Consider the following 17498-nt stretch of genomic DNA (forward strand, 5'->3'; position numbering starts at 1 on the left):
GTAGAGACCACGCCGGGGATTTCGACATCGACCGACGAACTTCTCTGGTGCAGGCGAGCGCAGACGTCAGCGACGCCCGGTCCGGCCGTGTGCGGCTGCCCACGCGGCGGCCTCGGCCCGGTTCTGCACTCCCAGCTTGGCCAGGACGTTGCTCACGTGGTGGGAGGCGGTCTTGGGGCTGATGTAGAGCCTTTCGGCGATCTGCGGGTTGCTCAGACCCTGAGACACGAGTGCGAGCACTTCCGTCTCGCGGTCGGTGAGCGACCCGACACGGCGTACGCCGGTACGCGCCGGGCCGCCGAGCGTGCGCAGCAGCGCGGTGGCCCGGTCCAGCTCGAGGTTCGCGCCGAGCCAGGCACAGGACTCCGCGGCGGTCCGGGCCTCCGCCCTCGCCAGCGCCGGGTCCTCGGCTTGCACGAGTTCGGCGAGCCGCAGCCTGGCACAGGCGGCCTCCAAGGGGAGTTGGGCCGCGGCGAAGCTGGCGATCGCGCTCTCCAGTTCCTCGACAACACCATCGAGCCCCGACCCGCTCCTCCCCCCGGCAGCGGCGGCGGCCACGCAGGCATTGCTTTGTCGGGCGTAGCCCACCAGAGCCTCGACCGGGTCAGAGGCGGTCAGCTCGACCATTGTTCGAGCGGTGCGCGTCGCCGCGGACACATCACCGCAGGCCACCTGCATCTCGGTCAGTAGAGCCATCACCGGCACATCGAGGAGGCCCCTCCCCTGCCTGCCCAACGCACGCTCCAGTCGTGCAGCCACCACACCGCGCTCGGCGGCGTCGCCCGCAGTGAGCCACTCCGTCCGCGCCCACGGCCGCAGGGCATAAGCATCCACTGCCTGTCCGGCGAGCAGCTCGCGGCACTCACTCAGCCGCCCCTGCCGTACCCTGAGCTCGGCGAGCCGCGCCAGCGCCGCGGAGCGGAGCGCCCGGTAGCTGGCGTCGTAGAGGCGCAGCGACTCCTCGAGTTCGTGCTCGGCCTCGTCCCACCGTCCGGCGACCACCAGGATGCCCCCGTAGTGCGTGCGGCAGATCGCTGATGCCCACGCCACAGCGGGGCGGTCGCCAAGCGGCGACGTGACTCGCTGCCAATCTTCTGCCCGCCGGACGTCGAGGGTGCTCTCGCAGGCGACCAGCAGCTTGCAATAGATCTCACCCGCCACTACCGGGCTCGTGACCTCACCTCCGCGAGCAGCGGCAGCGGCCTCGTCGAGCTGGCGCATCCCTTCGCTGACCCTTCCCTCCTCGACCAGCGCCAGGCCGGCGAAGGCGAGCGCGTCGAAGCGTAGGTCATTGTCACCGAAACGCTGCGCGAGACGGGTCGCCTCGTCGACGAGCTCAGCCCGCACCGCCGGGTCAGCCGTGTACAGCACGCGGGACAGGGCGACCCAGCCGGCCTCGGCACAATCACCCGCCTGCTCTGCCAGGTGCGTGGCGCGTTCGATCCAGCCCTGGGCGACCGCCTGGTTACCGAAGAACGCGAGGTGGTCGAAGGCGATCTGGTAGGCCGCGAGGTAGGCCGCACGGCGGAGGTCGCCACGCTCTCGCCAGTGGGCGAAGGCACGCTCACGCAGCGCCAAGGACGCCGCATAGTCACCGGCCTCGGCGCACTGGTCCGCCTGCCGCTCGAGCAGCCGGAGGTCCACGGTACCCACGCCCTCATTATCGGCCGGATGTCGAATAGGGCATCTGTCCGATGCTCCGCGAGACCAGACCGGGCAGTGTGAGCAGAACCCGGCACAGGAGACCACGATGGCAACCACAGAGACCTTCCAGATCACTCCCGAGCAGGCCGAGCTCTACGAGGAACGGTTCGTCCCCGCCCTGTTCGCACACTGGGTCGACGCCGTGCTCGACGCGGCCGACGTGCGGGCCGGCCAGGACGTTCTCGACGTCGCCTGCGGGACGGGGATCGTCGCCCGGCATGCAGCGGAGCGCGTCGGGGCGACCGGGCACGTCACCGGACTGGACCTGAATCAGGCGATGCTGGCGGTGGCCGCCCGGCGGGGACCGGACCTGACCTGGCAGCAGGGCGACGTGGCGGCGTTGCCGTTCGAGGACGGGTCCTTCGACGCCGTCACCTGCCAGTCCGCCGCCATGTTCTTTCCTGACGTTGTCGGCGCACTGCGTGAGATGGGACGCGTGACCCGACCCGGCGGGAAGGTGGCGGTGCAGGTGTTCGACCTCCGCGAGGACCAGCCCGCCTACGGTCCGTGGATCGCCATGGTGGGCCGGCATGCCGGGGCAGACGCGGTGCGGATGCTCGGGACTTACTGGGTGCACGGGGACCGTGAGCTCATGTGCGAGCGGTGTGCCGCCGCCGGGCTTCGGGTGACCGCGATTCACAACCACGAGCGGCCGGCGACCTTCCCGTCCGTGGAGGCGATGGTGCTGACCGAGGTGAACGCCACCCCGCTCGCCGACCGGCTCTCGCAGGCGGAGTTGGAGGCGATCGTCGCAGACTCCTACGCCATCTACGAGCCGTTCCGGACCGAGAGCGAGGAGCAGTTGACGATTCCGCTGACCGGGTACGTGCTGGTCGCAACCCCCGAGTGACACCGCTGCCCGCGAGCCGAGGCCATGATCGGAGAGTGACATGACCCACGACCGGCACACGATCGATCGCCATTCCAACGCGATGGATCTCGCGGAGGCTGAGGCCGTCGAGGCCGTGGTCCGTGACTACATCGACGCGTGGCGCTCCAGCGATGCCCAGCGGATGGACCGTTCACTCCACGACGACCTGGTCAAGCGGACAACCAGTCACGCAGCTGTACCCGGCGACCTGAGCCGGGTCACCAAGACCCAGATGGTGCAGCTCACGCGCGTCGGCGGCGGCCGCTCGCCCAACGCGGCCGTTGAGGTCATCGTGCATCACGTCGAAGGGGACATCGCCTCGGCCCAGGTCGCGACCGAGGAATACCCCGACTACGTGCATCTGTCGAAGACGAGCGGCGCCTGGCGCATCGTCCACGACCTGTACCGGCAGCGGACCTGACCTCGCGATCCCATCAAGGACACTGAATCCGTGCAGAAGCCCCGGACGGCCAGTGCCGTCCGGGCTTCTTCGACGGGGTTATTTCGCGACTACTCGGAGGCTGAACTCGGCCTCGCCGTTGTCGGTGGAGCGGACGACGTAGCCGCCGGTGCGGAGGGCGGACAGGTCCTTGTCGGAGCTGAATCGCTTGCTCAGCGAGCCGGCCGCCTCGAAGTCGAGGTAGCCGATCGCGACCGCGCCCTTGGTGTCGGGCAGCGCCTGCGTGAAGTTCTCGGTTCCGCCGAGGTTGCCGCCCGTGAGAACCTGCTCGGCGTACGACTGGTCGGTGGCGACCACCAGCGAGTCGCCGTCCTTGGCGGTCTCGATCGGGATGTCGGCCTCGGCCTTGCGGCGCAGCAGCGTGGTCAGCTTCTCCACCACCGGCTCGGCCTTGGCCGGGTCGGTCTTCATCCGGGCCGCGATCTTCGGACCGTTGCCGGCGTTCTTGTCGATGGCGACGGCGAGGTTCCTGCCCAGCAGGATCTTCAGGTCGTCCGGCAGCTTCAGACCGGTCTCCTCGGTGATGCCCTCGGTCAGCTCCTGGATGTTGCTGTTCGAAGCCTTCTCCAGCTGCTTCCACATCGTGTCGACCAGGTTCTCGCCGCCGGAGACCGCGAGCGCGGCCGCCGTGGTGTCGGGCAGCTGACCGATCAGCTCACCGGCGTCGGCGCCGTCGACCTTGGTGCTCCGGTCGCCGTGGACGATGCCTTTCAGCTCGACGTACGACGCGTCGAACCGCAGCGCGGCCGCCATCGACGCGTCCGAGATCCCGGCCAGCTGCTCCGACCGGACCTTGCCGGAGATCCCGGCAATGCCCTTCATGTCCGCCCAGACCGAGGCGAACCCCTGCTCGCCGAGGGCGTCCATGTCGGCGCTGAACCTCGCGTTCTTCTCCAGCGGATTGTCCTTGCTGGTGGCAACGGCCTGGTCGACGACGGCCTGGTCGTCGCCGAGCAGCACGTAACCGTTGCTGAACGCGCGGCCGGGCTTCTCGTCCTCCGTGGCGAACAGCTTGTCCAGGCCCTTGGTGGCCTCGTCCTCGTTCTTCACCTCGACGGCGACCACCACGTCGGGCTCGTCGCCGCCGTCGGCGGCGGGCAGCGCGGCCAGGCCGGCGCGTTCGCCGAGCCAGGGCTTGACGTCGTTCTCGTAGTCCACGTCGGCCAGGTCGTCACCGGCGTACTTCTTGATGCTCTCGAACAGCTTCTGCCGGAGGTCGTCCTGCTCACCGGTCAGGCCGAGGTTCTCCTTGACCGACGGGAACTTCAGCATGAACCGGATCGCGGCGACCTTCTGGCCGGCCGACGGGTTCAGGTCGACGCGGGCGTAGGCGATCGCGTTTCCCGGCAGCACCGCGGCCGGCTGCTTGCCGCCGTTCAGCTTGCCGTAGGCGAAGATGCCGCCGCCGGCGACCACCAGCACCATCGCCAGCGCCGCGATCAGCGGGACCAGCTTGCCGCGCTTCTTCTTCGGCGCCGGCTGCCACTGCCGCTGCCCCGGTCCGTTGCCGGGCCCCTGCGGCGGCTGCCTGCCGACGTGCAGCTGCTCGTACGCCGACTGCCCACCGGGTTGCCCGTACTGCGGCTGCCCGACGTATTGCGGACCCGGCTGCTGCGGCTGCCCGACGTATTGCGGACCCGGCTGCTGCGGCTGCCCGCCATACTGCGGTCCGGGGTGCTGTGGACCCGGCTGCCCGTACTGCGGACCCGGCCGCCCGCCGTACTGCGGGCCGGGCTGCTGCTGGCCGGCTTGCTGCGGGCCGGGCTGACCGTACTGCCCCGGCTGCTGCCACGGAGCCTGTTGGTTGCCCTGAGCATTCACCGGCGGACGTTGCGTGCCGTACTGGTTCGGGTTCTGCGGGCCGCCGGCTCCCGGGTACTGCGGATCGGGCGGGGTGTTTCGGTCGGACATATGCTCCCTCACGTGGTCCAGCGGCCTCACCCGCCGGCTGGGTCGTGACTCGCAGCGACCCGACCAGACAGGCTAGTTCACCTGCGGCGAGGACTCGGACGCGCGAGGTTGCGAAGTGGTTGCAACCGGTTCGGCCCGCCAGGTGGTGGCGGCGATGATCGCGACCGCCAGCGCCGCACCGACCAACCATGCCGCAGCGGGGGTCCACGTGTGCAGTTCGAGCGGCGCTGGAACCAGGTCACCCGGTTTGGCCGCCTCGAGCCGCGGCTGGATCGGCTCGTGGCCGAGCAGCATGCCCACGCCCCAGGCGACGCCGGCGCCGAGAGCGGCACCGAGCGCCACGATCGCGACCGACCACGGACCGTAGTTCCGCAGCCACCAGAAAAGGGCGCCACCGAGCACCAGAGCGGTGATGAAACCGATCGCGGTGAAGGTGCCGTCCGGCCCGAAGATCCGGGTCATCTGCTCCTCGCCGAGGGCACCGCCGTTCTCGTCGACGGTGTACTGCGCCAGCGGCGAGAACTGCTGCCACGCCCACCCCGCGACCACTCCGGCGACCAGGAAGACGACGACGGTGACCGCGATCGCCTTCGCCCACGGCAACGCCGGCTCCGGCGGAGGCGGCGTACCAAAAGGAACCCCCGACGGCGGGGGCAGGTACGGCGATGGCTGAGCAGGCTGCGGTTGCGTCACCTCGACAGTGTGCCGCACCCGATCCACCGCGACCCAATCGACCGGCCGACCGGGGATCCACCGCCGCCCGAGCCGACGTCCACGTGTCTGCCCGCCCTTGGCGGCGACCGACCGTGCCTCCGTACGTCAGGCGAGGCTGACCGGCCGGCTGTTCTCAGCCGGCGAGGCAGGAAGGGCCGAGCAGGGCTTTGAGATCGGCCATCAGCGCCGACGTCGGGGTCACCCGGAAGCGGTCGCCGATGCGCATCACCGTGGTCTTCTGCCGGGCCTGCAGCCGGAGCTGCACCTCGGTCATGCCCGGGTGCGACTGCAGGACGTCGCGGAGCTGCTCGACGACCGGTGGCGTGCACCGGTTGACCGCCATCGTGATCACCACCGGTCCGCTCGGCCCCTCGGTCAGGTCCGGGACGACGACCTCGTTGCCGCTCAGCTCGATCCGGTCCTCACGCCGCCGGACCCGGCCCTTCATCAGGATGATCGCGTCGTTGGTGAGCAGGTGCGCGTGCAACTGGTACGCCGAGGAGAACATCATCACCTCGATCGAACCTTCCAGGTCCTCGATGGTGACGATCGCGTAGATGTCGCCGCGCTTGTTCACCTTCCGCTGGACCGCGGTGACCAGGCCGCCGATGGTGACCTGCGAACCGTCCGGCCGGTCCTCGTCGGCGAGCAGCTGACCGATCGTGCAGTCGCTGCCGTTGGTGAGCACGTGCTCGACACCGAACAGAGGGTGGTCGGAGACGTACAAGCCGAGCATGTCCCGCTCGTGCGCGAGCTTGGTCGCCTTGTCCCACTCCTCGATCTCCGGGACCGTGACCGTGAGCCGGCTGTTGCCCTCACCCTCGGCGGCCTCGTCGTCCCCCATCGAGAACAGGTCGAACTGACCGTGCGCCTCGTTCCGCTTCAGGTCGATGGCCTCGTCGACGGCCTGCTCGTGCACCGCCACGACCGCGCGCCGGGCGTGCCCCATCGAGTCGAACGACCCCGCTTTGGCCAGCGACTCGATCACCCGCTTGTTGCAGACCGGCAGCGGCACCTTGTCGATGAAGTCGACGAAGTCGGTGAACCGGCCACTCTCCTCCCGGGACGCGACGATCTCGGCCACCACGTTCACGCCGACGTTGCGGATCGCGGACAGGCCGAAGCGGATGTCGGTGCCGACCGGGGTGAAGTTCGAGTCCGACTCGTTCACGTCCGGCGGGAGAACCTTGATGCCCATCCGGCGGCACTCGTTCAGGTAGATGGCCATCTTGTCCTTGTCGTCCTTCACGGACGTCAGGACGGCGGCCATGTACTCCGCCGGGTAGTTCGCCTTGAGGTACGCCGTCCAGTACGAGACCAGCCCGTACGCCGCCGAGTGCGCCTTGTTGAACGCGTAGTCGGAGAACGGGACCAGCACGTCCCACAGGGCCTTGATCGAGCCCTCGGAGAAGCCGTTCGCCTTCATTCCCTCGGAGAAGCCGACGTACTCCGCGTCCAGCACCTCGCGCTTCTTCTTGCCCATCGCCCGGCGGAGCAGGTCCGCCTTGCCGAGCGTGTAGCCCGCGAGCTGCTGGGCGATCGCCATCACCTGCTCCTGGTAGACGATCAGGCCGTACGTCGTCCCGAGGATCGGTTCGAGGGCGTCGGCGAGCTCGTCGTGCGGGTAGCTGATCTCCTGCTGCTTGTTCTTGCGCAGGGCGTAGTTGGTGTGGCTGTTCGCACCCATCGGGCCGGGCCGGTAGAGCGCGCCGACCGCGGAGATGTCCTCGAAGTTGTCGGGCTTCATCAGCCGCAGCAGCGCCCGCATCGGGCCGCCGTCGAACTGGAAGACGCCGAGGGTGTCACCGCGGCCGAGCAGCTCGAAGGTGGGACCGTCGTCGAGCGTCTTGGCCAGCTCGTCCAGGTCCAGCGTGATGCCGCGGCTGGCCTCGACGTTCTTGACCGCGTCGTCCATGATCGTCAGGTTGCGCAGGCCCAGGAAGTCCATCTTGACCAGGCCGAGCGTCTCGCAGCTCGGGTAGTCGAACTGGGTGATGACCTGGCCGTCCTGCTCGCGGCGCATGATCGGGATCAGGTCGATCAGCGGCTCGCTGGACATGATCACGCCGGCCGCGTGCACACCCCACTGGCGCTTCAGGTTCTCCAGGCCGCGGGCGGTGTCGACGATCTTGCGGACGTCCTGGTCGGACTCGTACAGCTGGCGGAACTCGCCGGCCTCGGAGTACCGCTTGTGCTGGGGGTCGAAGATCCCGGACAGCGGGATGTCCTTGCCCATCACCGAGGGCGGCATCGCCTTGGTGATCCGGTCGCCCATCGCGAACGGGTAGTCCAGCACCCGGCCGGCGTCCTTGATCGCCTGCTTGGCCTTGATCGTGCCGTAGGTGACGATCATCGCGACCCGGTCGTCGCCGTACTTCTCGGTGACGTAGCGGATCACCTCGGGGCGGCGGCGGTCGTCGAAGTCGATGTCGAAGTCGGGCATCGACATCCGCTCGGGGTTCAGGAAGCGCTCGAAGATCAGGCCGTGCTGGAGCGGGTCGAGGTCGGTGATCCGCATCGCGTACGCGCACATCGAGCCGGCGCCGGAACCGCGGCCCGGGCCGACCCGGATGCCGTGCTCCTTGGCCCAGTTGATGAAGTCCGCGACCACCAGGAAGTACCCGGCGTACCCCTTCGAGGTGATGACCTCGATCTCGTACTCCGCCTGCTTGCGGACCACGTCCGGGATGCCTTCGGGGTACCGCTTGTGCAGGCCGGTCTCGACCTCGGCGACGAACCAGGACTCCTCGTTGTGGCCCTCGGGGCAGGGGAAGCGCGGCATGAACCGGCCCTCGCCCTCGGTGAAGCTGACATCGCACTGCTCGGCGATCAGCAGCGTGTTGTCACACGCTTCCGGCAGCTCCTTCCACACCTCGCGCATCTCGGCCGCGGTCTTGACGTAGAACTCGTTCGCGTCGAACTTGAACCGGTTCGGGTCGGACAGCGTGGAGCCGGACTGGACGCACAGCAGCGCCGCGTGCGCGGTGGCGTCCTCGGGCTTGGTGTAGTGCAGGTCGTTGGTCGCGACCAGCGGCAGGTCGAGCTCGCGGGCCAGCTTGAGCAGGTCCTTCTGGACGTCCCGCTCGATGCCGAGCCCGTGGTCCATCAGCTCGCAGTAGAAGTTCTCCTTGCCGAAGATGTCGCGGAACTCCGCGGCCGCCTCGACGGCCTCCTTGTACTGCCCGAGCCGGAGCCGGGTCTGCACCTCGCCGGACGGGCAGCCGGTGGTCGCGATCAGGCCCTGGCCGTAGGTGTTCAGCAGCTCGCGGTCCATCCGGGGCTTGAAGTAGTAGCCCTCGAGGCTGGCCAGCGAGCTCATCTTGAACAGGTTGTGCATGCCGGAGGTGTTCTTCGCCAGCAGCGTCATGTGCGTGTAGGCACCGCTGCCGGAGACGTCGTCGCGGCCCGCGTTCGCGTCGCCCCACTTGACCCGCTTGCGCTCGCTGCGGTGGGTGTGCGGGGTGAGGTACGCCTCCACGCCGATGATCGGCTTCACGTCGTACTTCTTCGCCGTCCGCCAGAACTCGTAGGCGCCGAACACGTAGCCGTGGTCGGTGGTGGCGATCGCCGGCATGCCCATCTCCTGGGCGGTCTTGAACAACTCGTCGATCCGCGCGGCGCCGTCCAGCATCGAGTACTCGGTGTGCACGTGTAGATGCACGAAACTGTCGCTGGACGCCATGTCTGCGCAGACCTCCCAGGGCGTGAGTGAGGGTGACTCGAAGCAGCCTAATCGGGTCCACCGACAAGTTCCGTGAGGGGCCTGCCTGGCACGCCGATGCGGTCGCTATCCGGACCCCGAGAGGAAGGTGGAGCGGCCGACCTGACGCAGGAAGGGTCTCAGGGAGATCAGGCTCGACTACCACTGACTCGGCGTAGGCCCGACCCGCGCCGTTGAGACCGCCAGGGCGCACACTGTGGACATGGTGCGGGTCGCGCTGATCCTGGTGTCGGTGGTCGTCTTGCTGCTGGCCGTGCTGTGGGGGTATCAGCGGCAGCTCATCTATCTGCCCGACACCACCGCGGTCACGACCAGCGTGGGCCGAGATGTGGAGCTCGAAACGAGCGACGGACTGCGGCTGGGCGCCTGGCTGGTGCCGGGGCAGCAACCCGCCCGCGACGTCGCCGTACTGGTCGCGAACGGCAACGGTGGCAACCGGGCGGGACGGGCTCCGCTGGCCCGAGCGCTGTCCGCTCAAGGCCTCACGGTGCTGCTGTTCGACTATCGCGGGTACGGTGGCAACGAGGGCAGCCCGAGCGAGCGCGGACTGGCCCGGGACGTACGTGCGGCCCAGCAGTACCTGGTCGACTCCGGCGTACCAGCGGACCGGATCGTGTACTTCGGTGAGAGTCTCGGAGCCGCGGTGGTGACCGAGCTGGCGACTTCGGAGGCACCGGCCGGGTTGGTACTGCGGTCGCCGTTCGTCGACCTGGCGTCGGTCGGGCAGGTCCATTACCCGTTCCTGCCCGTCAGGCTGCTGCTGCGCGACAAGTTCCCGCTGGCCGAGCACCTGGCCGCCGTGAAGGCACCCGTTTCCGTGGTCTACGGCAGCGACGACTCCGTCGTACCGTCCGACCAAAGTCGCAAGGTGGCCGAGGCCGCGCCGACGCTGAAGGACGTCGTCGAGATCCCGGGCGCCGACCACAACGACGCCGCGCTGGTGCACGGGCCGGAGGTCGTCGCGGCCGTCGTCAGGCTGGTCGAGCAGCTCTAGCCGAGCTCGCGGCGGTCGCCGTCGACCACCAACGCCTGGCCGTCGCGCATCGGGACGTAGGCGACGCCGGTGCGGTCGTAGAGGCCGGCCACTTTCGCGACGAGCTCGGTCTCGGGGTGACCGGGCGAGTCGAGGTGCGGAACGAACGCATGGTCCAGAACGCCCAGTCCGTCCCAGACGATCTCGCCTTCGACCGCGTCGGTCGGGTCGCACAGCTCCAGGCCACGCAGGCTGGGTGCCAGGACGCACGCGCCGGCGCTGTACCCGGCGTACACGACCTTCTCCTCGCGGATCAGCTCGGGCAGGACCTGGTCGGCACCGCTCTTCGCCATCACCGCCCGCAGGACGAAGACGTTCCCGCCGCGGATCCAGAGTCCGTCGTACGGCGCCAGCCGCGTCCGCAGGTCGCCGGCGTCCCGGAGGTCGAGCTCTTCCGGCCGCAGACCGAGCTCGGTCAGCCAGGTGAGCTCGTCGGCGACCTTCTCCCGGCGCAGCGCCGGATCCTCGGCGTCGATGGAGTTGCAGATGACGGCCACTCGCGCGGCGGTCGGCAGCAGTGCGACCAGCCGCTCGGGGTGGTCACCCAGCCGGAACGAGGACAGGTAGAGCTTCACTGGCTGTCCACCAGCAGGTCGAGCGCGTGGTCGAGGTCGTCCGGGTACTCCGAGGTGAACTCGACGTACTCCCCCGTGCCCGGGTGGTCGAAGCCCAGCCGCATCGCGTGCAGCCACTGCCGGGAGAGCCGGAGTCGCTCGGCCAGCACGGGGTCGGCGCCGTATGTGAGGTCGCCGCAGCACGGATGACCGATCGCGGACATGTGGACGCGGATCTGATGGGTGCGGCCGGTCTCGAGGGTGATCTCGAGCAGCGTCGCGTACCGGAACGCCTCGAGCGTCTCGTAGTGCGTGACGCTCGGCTTGCCGCCGGCCACCACGCCGAACTTGTAGTCGTGGTGCGGGTGCCGGTCGATCGGCGCGTCCACGGTGCCGGTGAACGGGTCGGGATGACCCTGGACCAGCGCGTGGTAGATCTTCTTGACCGTGCGCTCCTTGAAGGCCCGCTTGAGCACGGTGTAGGCGTACTCCGTCTTGGCGACGACCATCAGCCCGGACGTGCCGACGTCGAGCCGGTGCACGATCCCCTTACGCTCGGCCGCGCCGCTGGTGGAGATGGCGAACCCCGCGCCGGCCAGGTGGCCGATCACGGTCGGGCCGGCCCAGCCGGGCGACGGGTGCGCGGCCACGCCGACCGGCTTGTCCACGACCACGATCTCGTCGTCGTCGTACACGATCCGGAGGTTCTCGACGGTCTCGGGGACGACGGTGACCTCGGCGGGCGGCGATGGCAGCTCGACGTCGAGCATGACGCCGGCCGAGACCCGGGCCGACTTGGCCGCCGGCGCGCCGTCGACCTGGACCAGACCGGACTCGATCAACTCCGCGGCCTTGGTCCGGGACACGCCGAACAGCCGGGACAGCGCCGCGTCCAGGCGTTCGCCGGCCAGCCCGTCCGGAACCATCAGGGTCCGCGAGTCACCGCTCATTTCTTCAGTTCTTTCGTCCCGTCGAGCCGGATCCCGCGCAGCGTCTGGATCACCAGCAGGACGGCGGCCGAGGTGACGGCCATGTCCGCGACGTTGAAGATCGCCCAGTTCGGCAGTTGCAGGAAGTCGACCACGTGACCGTGGAACGGCGACGGCTCGCGGAAGATCCGGTCCAGGATGTTGCCGACCGCGCCGCCGAACAGGAGCCCGAACGCGACCGCCCAGCCGACCGAGCCGAGCCTGCGGGACAGGTAGATCACGCCCAGCGCGACGGCGATCTGGATCGCGCTGATGTACGGCGTGTAGCCGGCGCCGAGGCTGAAGGCGGCCCCGGAGTTCCGGATCAGGTTGAACCGCAGGAAGGTCCCGATCACGTTCACCGGCTCACCCGGCGTCAGGTGCTCGAGCGCGAGCGTCTTGGTGAACTGGTCCAGGAACAGGATCAGCAGACCGACCGCCCCGAACAACGCCACCAGCTTCCACGACGGACGCCGCGGACGCGCGCCGTCACCCCCGGTGGCGTCGGCCGGGTCGCCGGCGGCCCGCGGAGACGACGGAGAACCGGCCGACGCGGTGTCGGCCGGTTCCGTTGGGTCGGCGGGGGTGTCCCCTGCCCGGGACGTGTCGGGGTCGCTCAGCGGCGTTCTTCGCGTTCTTTGCATGACACGCACAGTGTCGCACGCGGGAACGCCTGCAACCGACCCTTGCCGATCGCGTTGCCGCAGCTCTCACAGATGCCGTAGGTCCCGTTCTCGATCCGGGACAGCGCGCGCTCGATCTGGTCGAGCATGTCGCGGGCGTTGTTCGCCAGCGACATCTCGTGGTCGCGCTCCAGGGTGGTCGACCCGACGTCGGCCTGGTCGTTGCCGGCACCGTCCCCGCCGTCGCGGAGCAGCCCGACGATCTCCTGCTCGGCGTCGCGGATCTCCTTCTTCAGGTGCACCACGTCGGCCTCCAGCTCACCGCGCAGCTCCGCCAGCTCGGCCGCCGTCCACGGGGTCTCGCCGGATTTCACCGTGAGGGTCTCTGCCTTGTGTGCTGCGGACTTCGCCGGCGCCGTCGCCGGGGTCCTGTTCTCGTTCGTCTTCATGGCCACCCTCTTCGTCTGAGCTTGCTTGGCAGGGGTCTTCTTGGCCGGAGCCTTCTTGGCCGCGGAGGTACCGGTCGACTTCTTCGCCGCCGTCTTCTTCGCGGAAGTCTTCGTCGCCGGCGTCGTCTTCTTCGCCGGTGCCTTGCGGGCCGTCGTCTTGGCCGGCTCGGCGGATTTCGCGGCACTCTTCTTGGCCGCGGCGGTGCGTTGGGGGGCGGACTTCTTGGGAGCCGATGTAGCCATGGTCAGCTACCCCCTGCCTTAGTCGGAGACTGAAGCGGACTGGTCGCAAGACACTAGGCCACGTGTTTCCCACGTGCCAGTCCGACGCGCAGACCGTGGACATACGGTAGTCGGTTCTTCAAGGTCACTCGATGTTCCGCGCGTCACAGCCGCATTTCGGCATCCCGTTACGTATCAGCCGGGCTATCGTTCGAAGCCGGCCGGTGCAGCGTTCCCCTCCCCCTCGAGCCATCCCCGTGCGGCAGCAGAATTCTCCTGGCTCGGCACTCGCCTGACCACCGATTAACGATTCGTAGTTGCCTGGTACGCCGTCGTACACTGGCAACCGCGATCCGCAAGGCAGTGATGGGGCCATCACCCCGGAGCCGCCGGAAGAACAGTCCGCAGGGACCTATTAGAACCGGCAGCGACGCGTCAAGGAAGTGGGTGGCCCGAAGTTCAGGCCGCCAAGGAGGGTGGTACCGCGCGGGCCGGCGTACGAGACGCCGGTGCTTCGTCCCTCGTCCAGCAGGCAGCAGCGCTCGACGAAGGACGAACTGAGATGGCAGCAACTCCGTGGCGACAGGTCCCGGCGCAGGTGGACTTCCCCGCGCTCGAGCGGGAGGTGCTCGTCCACTGGGATGAGCACGGCACCTTCGCCAAGAGTCTGGAGCAGTCCGCCGGCGGGGAGCCGTGGACCTTCTTCGAGGGCCCGCCGACCGCGAACGGGATGCCCGGCACGCACCACATCGAGGCCCGCGTCTTCAAGGACGTCTTCCCGCGGTACCGGACCATGAAGGGTTACTGGGTCGAGCGCAAGGCCGGCTGGGACTGCCACGGCCTGCCGGTCGAGGTCGCGGTCGAGAAGGAGCTCGGCTTCAACGGCAAGAACGACATCGAGGCGTACGGGATCGCCGAGTTCAACGCCAAGTGCCGTGAGTCGGTGCTGCGGCATGTGGACGCGTTCAGAGAGCTGACCGAGCGGATGGGCTACTGGGTCGACCTGGAGCACCCGTACCGGACGATGGACCCGGAGTACGTCCAGTCCGTGTGGTGGTCGCTCAAGCAAATCCACGACAAGGGCCTCCTGGTCGAGGACTACCGGATCACGCCGTACTGCCCGCGCTGCGGCACCGGCCTGTCCGACCACGAGCTCGCGCAGGGCTACGAGACCGTGATCGACCCGTCGGTGTACGTGCGCTTCCCGCTGACGTCCGGGCCATTAGCTGACAAGACCGGCCAGACCGTGTCGTTGCTGGTGTGGACGACGACCCCGTGGACGCTTGTCTCGAACACGGCCGTCGCGGTGCACCCTGACGTGCAGTACGTCGTCGCCACCGACGGCACCGAGTCGCTGGTCGTCGCGGAGCCGCTGCTGAGCACGCTCGGCGAGGGCTGGACGGTCACCGGCCGGTACGACGGCCGCGAGATGGAGCGATGGACGTACCAGCGGCCGTTCGAGCTGGTGGAGTTCCCCGAGCCGGCGCACTACGTCGTACTGGCCGAGTACGTCACCACCGAGGACGGCACCGGTCTGGTTCACCAGTCCCCGGCGTTCGGTGCGGACGACCTCGCCGTCTGCCGTGCGTACGGGCTACCGGTGGTGAACCCGATCGAGAACGACGGCCACTTCGCCGCCGACCTGCCGCTGGTCGGCGGGCAGTTCTTCAAGAAGGCGGACGAGGCGCTGGTCAAGGACCTGCAGGAGCGCGGAGTGCTCTTCCGGCACGTCCCGTACGAGCACCCGTACCCGCACTGCTGGCGATGCCACACGCCGGTCATGTACTACGCGCTGCCCTCCTGGTACATCCGCACCACGCAGGTGAAGGACGCCCTGCTCCGGGAGAACGAGAAGACCAACTGGTACCCGGACTCGGTCAAGTGGGGCCGGTACGGCGACTGGCTGCGGAACAACATCGACTGGGCCGTCTCCCGCTCCCGCTACTGGGGTACGCCGCTGCCGATCTGGCGGTGCGCGGACGACCACGAGGTCTGCATCGGCTCGCTGGCCGAGCTCGGCGAGCTGGCCGGCCGGGACCTGAGCGACACCGACCCGCACCGGCCGTACGTGGACGACATCACCTTCGCCTGCCCGACCTGCGGCGGCGACTCCCGGCGGGTGGCCGAGGTGATCGACGCCTGGTACGACTCCGGCGCGATGCCGTTCGCCCAGTGGGGCTACCCGTGGGCCGAGGGCTCGAAGGAGAAGTTCGAGCAGTCGTACCCGGCGGACTTCATCTCCGAGGCGATCGACCAGACCCGCGGCTGGTTCTACACGCTGATGGCCGTCGGCACGCTGGTCTTCGACGAGTCGTCGTACCGCAACGTCGTCTGTCTCGGGCACATCATGGCTGAGGACGGCCGGAAGATGTCCAAGCACCTGGGCAACATCCTGGAGCCGATCCCGCTGATGGACGACCACAGCGCGGACGCGGTGCGCTGGTTCATGGCCGCCTCCGGGTCGCCGTGGAAGGCGCGCGGCATCGGGCCGAACGTGCTGAACGAGATCGTCCGCAAGGTGCTGCTCACCTACTGGAACACGGTCGCCTTCCACGCCCTGTACGCACGACTGGCCGACTGGTCGCCGACAGCCGACGTCCCGCCGGTGGCCGAGCGTTCGGTGCTCGACCGGTGGCTGGTCAGCGAGACGCACCGGCTGGTCCGGGACACCGACGAGGCCTACGCGGACTTCGACACCCAGCGGCTCGGCTCGCTGATCAACTCGTTCGTCGACGTGCTCTCCAACTGGTACGTCCGGCGTTCGCGGCGCCGCTTCTGGGCCGGTGAGCCCGGGGCGCTCGCCACGCTGCACGAGACCCTCGGCGTACTCACCCGGGTGATGGCGCCGCTGACGCCGTTCGTGACCGAGCGGGTCTGGCAGGACGTGTTCCGCCCGGTGAACCCGGAGCTGTCGGAGTCGGTGCACCTGGCGAGCTTCCCGGCGTACGACGCGACGCTCATCGACGACGGTCTCGCGCAGCACGTGTCGATGGCGCGCCGGGTCGTCGAACTCGGCCGGTCGGCCCGGGCGGAGGCGAAGGTGCGGACGCGCCAGCCGCTGTCCCGTGCCCTGGTCGGGTCGGCCGCGATCGCGGACCTGTCCGCCGAGCTCCTCCGGGAGATCGCGGACGAGCTGAACGTGGGTTCGGTCGAGCCGCTGTCGTCGGCCGGCGCCGACCTGGTCGAGTTCTCCGCGAAGGGCAACTTCCGCGAGCTCGGCAAGCGGTTCGCCAAGCAGACCCCGGTGGTCGCGGCCGCGATCGCCGCCGCCGACGCGGCCGCGCTGGCCGCCGCCCTGAAGGCGTCCGGTACGGCCACCGTCGTGGTCGACGGTGAGAACGTCGAGGTCGGCGTGTCCGAGGTGCTGCTGTCCGAGCGGCCGCGGGAAGGCTGGTCGGTGGTGAACGAGCAGGGTGAGACCGTGGCCCTCGACCTCGAGGTCACGCCGGAGCTGAAGCAGGCCGGGCTGGCTCGCGAGGTCATCCGGACGCTGCAGGAGGCCCGGAAGAACGCCGGCCTGGAGGTGTCCGACCGGATCAGGGTCTGGCTGACCTCGACGGACGCCGACCTGACCGATGCCCTCGGCAAGCACGCCGAAGAGATCGGCCGCGAGGTGCTCGCCGTCGAGCTCAGCCAGTCGGCCCCGTCGGAGTCCGCCGAGGTTGCCAGCGGCACCGACGAGGACCTGCAGCTGACCTACTGGCTCACGAAGGCCTGAGTCAGCGTGGTGGGCGCGCCGCCCTGGCCCGCAAGGCCGGGGCGGCGCCCAGCAGGTTGATCACGTCCACCAGCACCACCCGCGCGGCCTCGACCCGGTCCGCGCCCAGAGCAGTCCGAAGTTCCGACTCCAGCGCGGCCCGGTGCCGCCGGGCCGCGTCGATCACCGCGTCACCGCGGGCGGTCAGCACGACCTGGCGGGCACGCGCATCGGCAGGATCGGGCTCGCGGCTCAGGTAGCCGCGTTTCTCCAGCTCCACGACGGACTTGGACGCTGCCTGCTGACTCACGCCGAGCCGCTCGGCGAGTGTGCTGATCGTCACCGGCCCGCCGACCAGATGCTGGAACACGACCCCATCGGCGAACCGGGTGTCGGCGAACCCGTCGGCGACCAGCCGCCGCTGGAGCTCGTCCGCCAGCGCCCAGCCGGTGAACAGCGAAGCCAGCGAGAGGTCGGCGTCTGCCGGATCGAACTCCATGGCGCGGCACTATACAACCATGGTTGTATATCAGCTATTATACAACCATGGTTGTATAGTGCCGCGCCATGG

Annotated in this window: 13 protein-coding genes; 4 read left to right on the forward strand and 9 right to left on the reverse strand. The window is 69.0% G+C overall.

Translation table 11 applies throughout. From position 1 onward, the window contains the following. Nucleotides 1-66: 66 nt before the first annotated feature. Entirely contained in the window at nt 67-1644 is a 1578-nt protein-coding gene (locus tag E1218_RS01910) for a helix-turn-helix domain-containing protein (protein WP_132315539.1), read from the reverse strand. Between the two features lie 106 nt (nt 1645-1750). Here E1218_RS01910 and E1218_RS01915 point away from each other — a divergent pair, with 106 nt between their 5' ends. Together E1218_RS01915 and E1218_RS01920 are read left to right on the forward strand one after the other, a co-directional pair. Continuing rightward, nucleotides 1751-2554 (forward strand): methyltransferase domain-containing protein, encoded by an 804-nt coding sequence (locus E1218_RS01915; RefSeq protein ID WP_132315541.1) that lies wholly within the window; start codon nt 1751-1753, stop codon nt 2552-2554. A gap of 40 nt (nt 2555-2594) precedes the next feature. Next, nucleotides 2595-2996: a nuclear transport factor 2 family protein gene (locus E1218_RS01920; RefSeq protein ID WP_132315543.1), complete on the forward strand. Its 402-nt coding sequence runs from the start codon at nt 2595-2597 to the stop codon at nt 2994-2996. A gap of 78 nt (nt 2997-3074) precedes the next feature. Here E1218_RS01920 and E1218_RS01925 read toward each other — a convergent pair whose 3' ends face one another. From E1218_RS01925 to dnaE, 3 genes are all read right to left on the reverse strand, one after another. Then, on the reverse strand, nt 3075-4946 hold the full coding sequence (locus tag E1218_RS01925) for a DUF3352 domain-containing protein (protein WP_132315545.1): 1872 nt from the start codon (nt 4944-4946) through the stop codon (nt 3075-3077). 72 nt (nt 4947-5018) lie between these two features. After that, nucleotides 5019-5639 carry a hypothetical protein gene (locus E1218_RS01930; RefSeq protein WP_132315547.1) on the reverse strand — a complete coding sequence of 207 codons (621 nt, stop codon included), beginning with the start codon at nt 5637-5639 and terminating at the stop codon, nt 5019-5021. A gap of 154 nt (nt 5640-5793) precedes the next feature. Then, nucleotides 5794-9342, reverse strand: a complete 3549-nt coding sequence (gene dnaE / locus E1218_RS01935; protein ID WP_132315549.1) for a DNA polymerase III subunit alpha — start codon at nt 9340-9342, stop codon at nt 5794-5796. A 241-nt stretch (nt 9343-9583) separates the two neighbouring features. Between dnaE and E1218_RS01940 the strand changes: the two genes are divergently transcribed. Continuing rightward, nucleotides 9584-10375, forward strand: coding sequence for an alpha/beta hydrolase (locus E1218_RS01940; RefSeq protein WP_132315551.1), 792 nt, complete (start codon nt 9584-9586; stop codon nt 10373-10375). Here E1218_RS01940 and E1218_RS01945 read toward each other — a convergent pair. The 4 genes from E1218_RS01945 to E1218_RS01960 are packed head-to-tail and all read right to left on the reverse strand — an operon-like array spanning nt 10372 to nt 13251. Then, nucleotides 10372-10989 (reverse strand): Type 1 glutamine amidotransferase-like domain-containing protein, encoded by a 618-nt coding sequence (locus E1218_RS01945; protein WP_165949083.1) that lies wholly within the window; start codon nt 10987-10989, stop codon nt 10372-10374. The genes E1218_RS01940 and E1218_RS01945 overlap by 4 nt on opposite strands. Beyond that, nucleotides 10986-11918, reverse strand: coding sequence for an RluA family pseudouridine synthase (locus E1218_RS01950; protein ID WP_132315555.1), 933 nt, complete (start codon nt 11916-11918; stop codon nt 10986-10988). Before E1218_RS01950 ends, E1218_RS01945 begins: the two co-directional genes overlap by 4 nt. Then, nucleotides 11915-12580: a signal peptidase II gene (gene lspA / locus E1218_RS01955; protein ID WP_132315557.1), complete on the reverse strand. Its 666-nt coding sequence runs from the start codon at nt 12578-12580 to the stop codon at nt 11915-11917. Before lspA ends, E1218_RS01950 begins: the two co-directional genes overlap by 4 nt. Continuing rightward, nucleotides 12553-13251 (reverse strand): TraR/DksA family transcriptional regulator, encoded by a 699-nt coding sequence (locus E1218_RS01960; protein ID WP_132315559.1) that lies wholly within the window; start codon nt 13249-13251, stop codon nt 12553-12555. Before E1218_RS01960 ends, lspA begins: the two co-directional genes overlap by 28 nt. Nucleotides 13252-13792: 541 nt before the next feature. On the opposite strand from E1218_RS01960, the gene ileS reads away from it, so the two are divergent. After that, complete coding sequence (gene ileS / locus E1218_RS01965; protein ID WP_132315561.1) at nt 13793-16948, forward strand: isoleucine--tRNA ligase; 3156 nt, start codon at nt 13793-13795, stop codon at nt 16946-16948. A 1-nt stretch (nt 16949) separates the two neighbouring features. Here ileS and E1218_RS01970 read toward each other — a convergent pair whose 3' ends face one another. Then, nucleotides 16950-17426, reverse strand: coding sequence for a MarR family winged helix-turn-helix transcriptional regulator (locus tag E1218_RS01970; RefSeq protein ID WP_132315563.1), 477 nt, complete (start codon nt 17424-17426; stop codon nt 16950-16952). Nucleotides 17427-17498 lie beyond the last annotated feature (72 nt).

Source organism: Kribbella turkmenica, assembly GCF_004348725.1.
GTDB classification, from domain to species: domain Bacteria; phylum Actinomycetota; class Actinomycetes; order Propionibacteriales; family Kribbellaceae; genus Kribbella; species Kribbella turkmenica.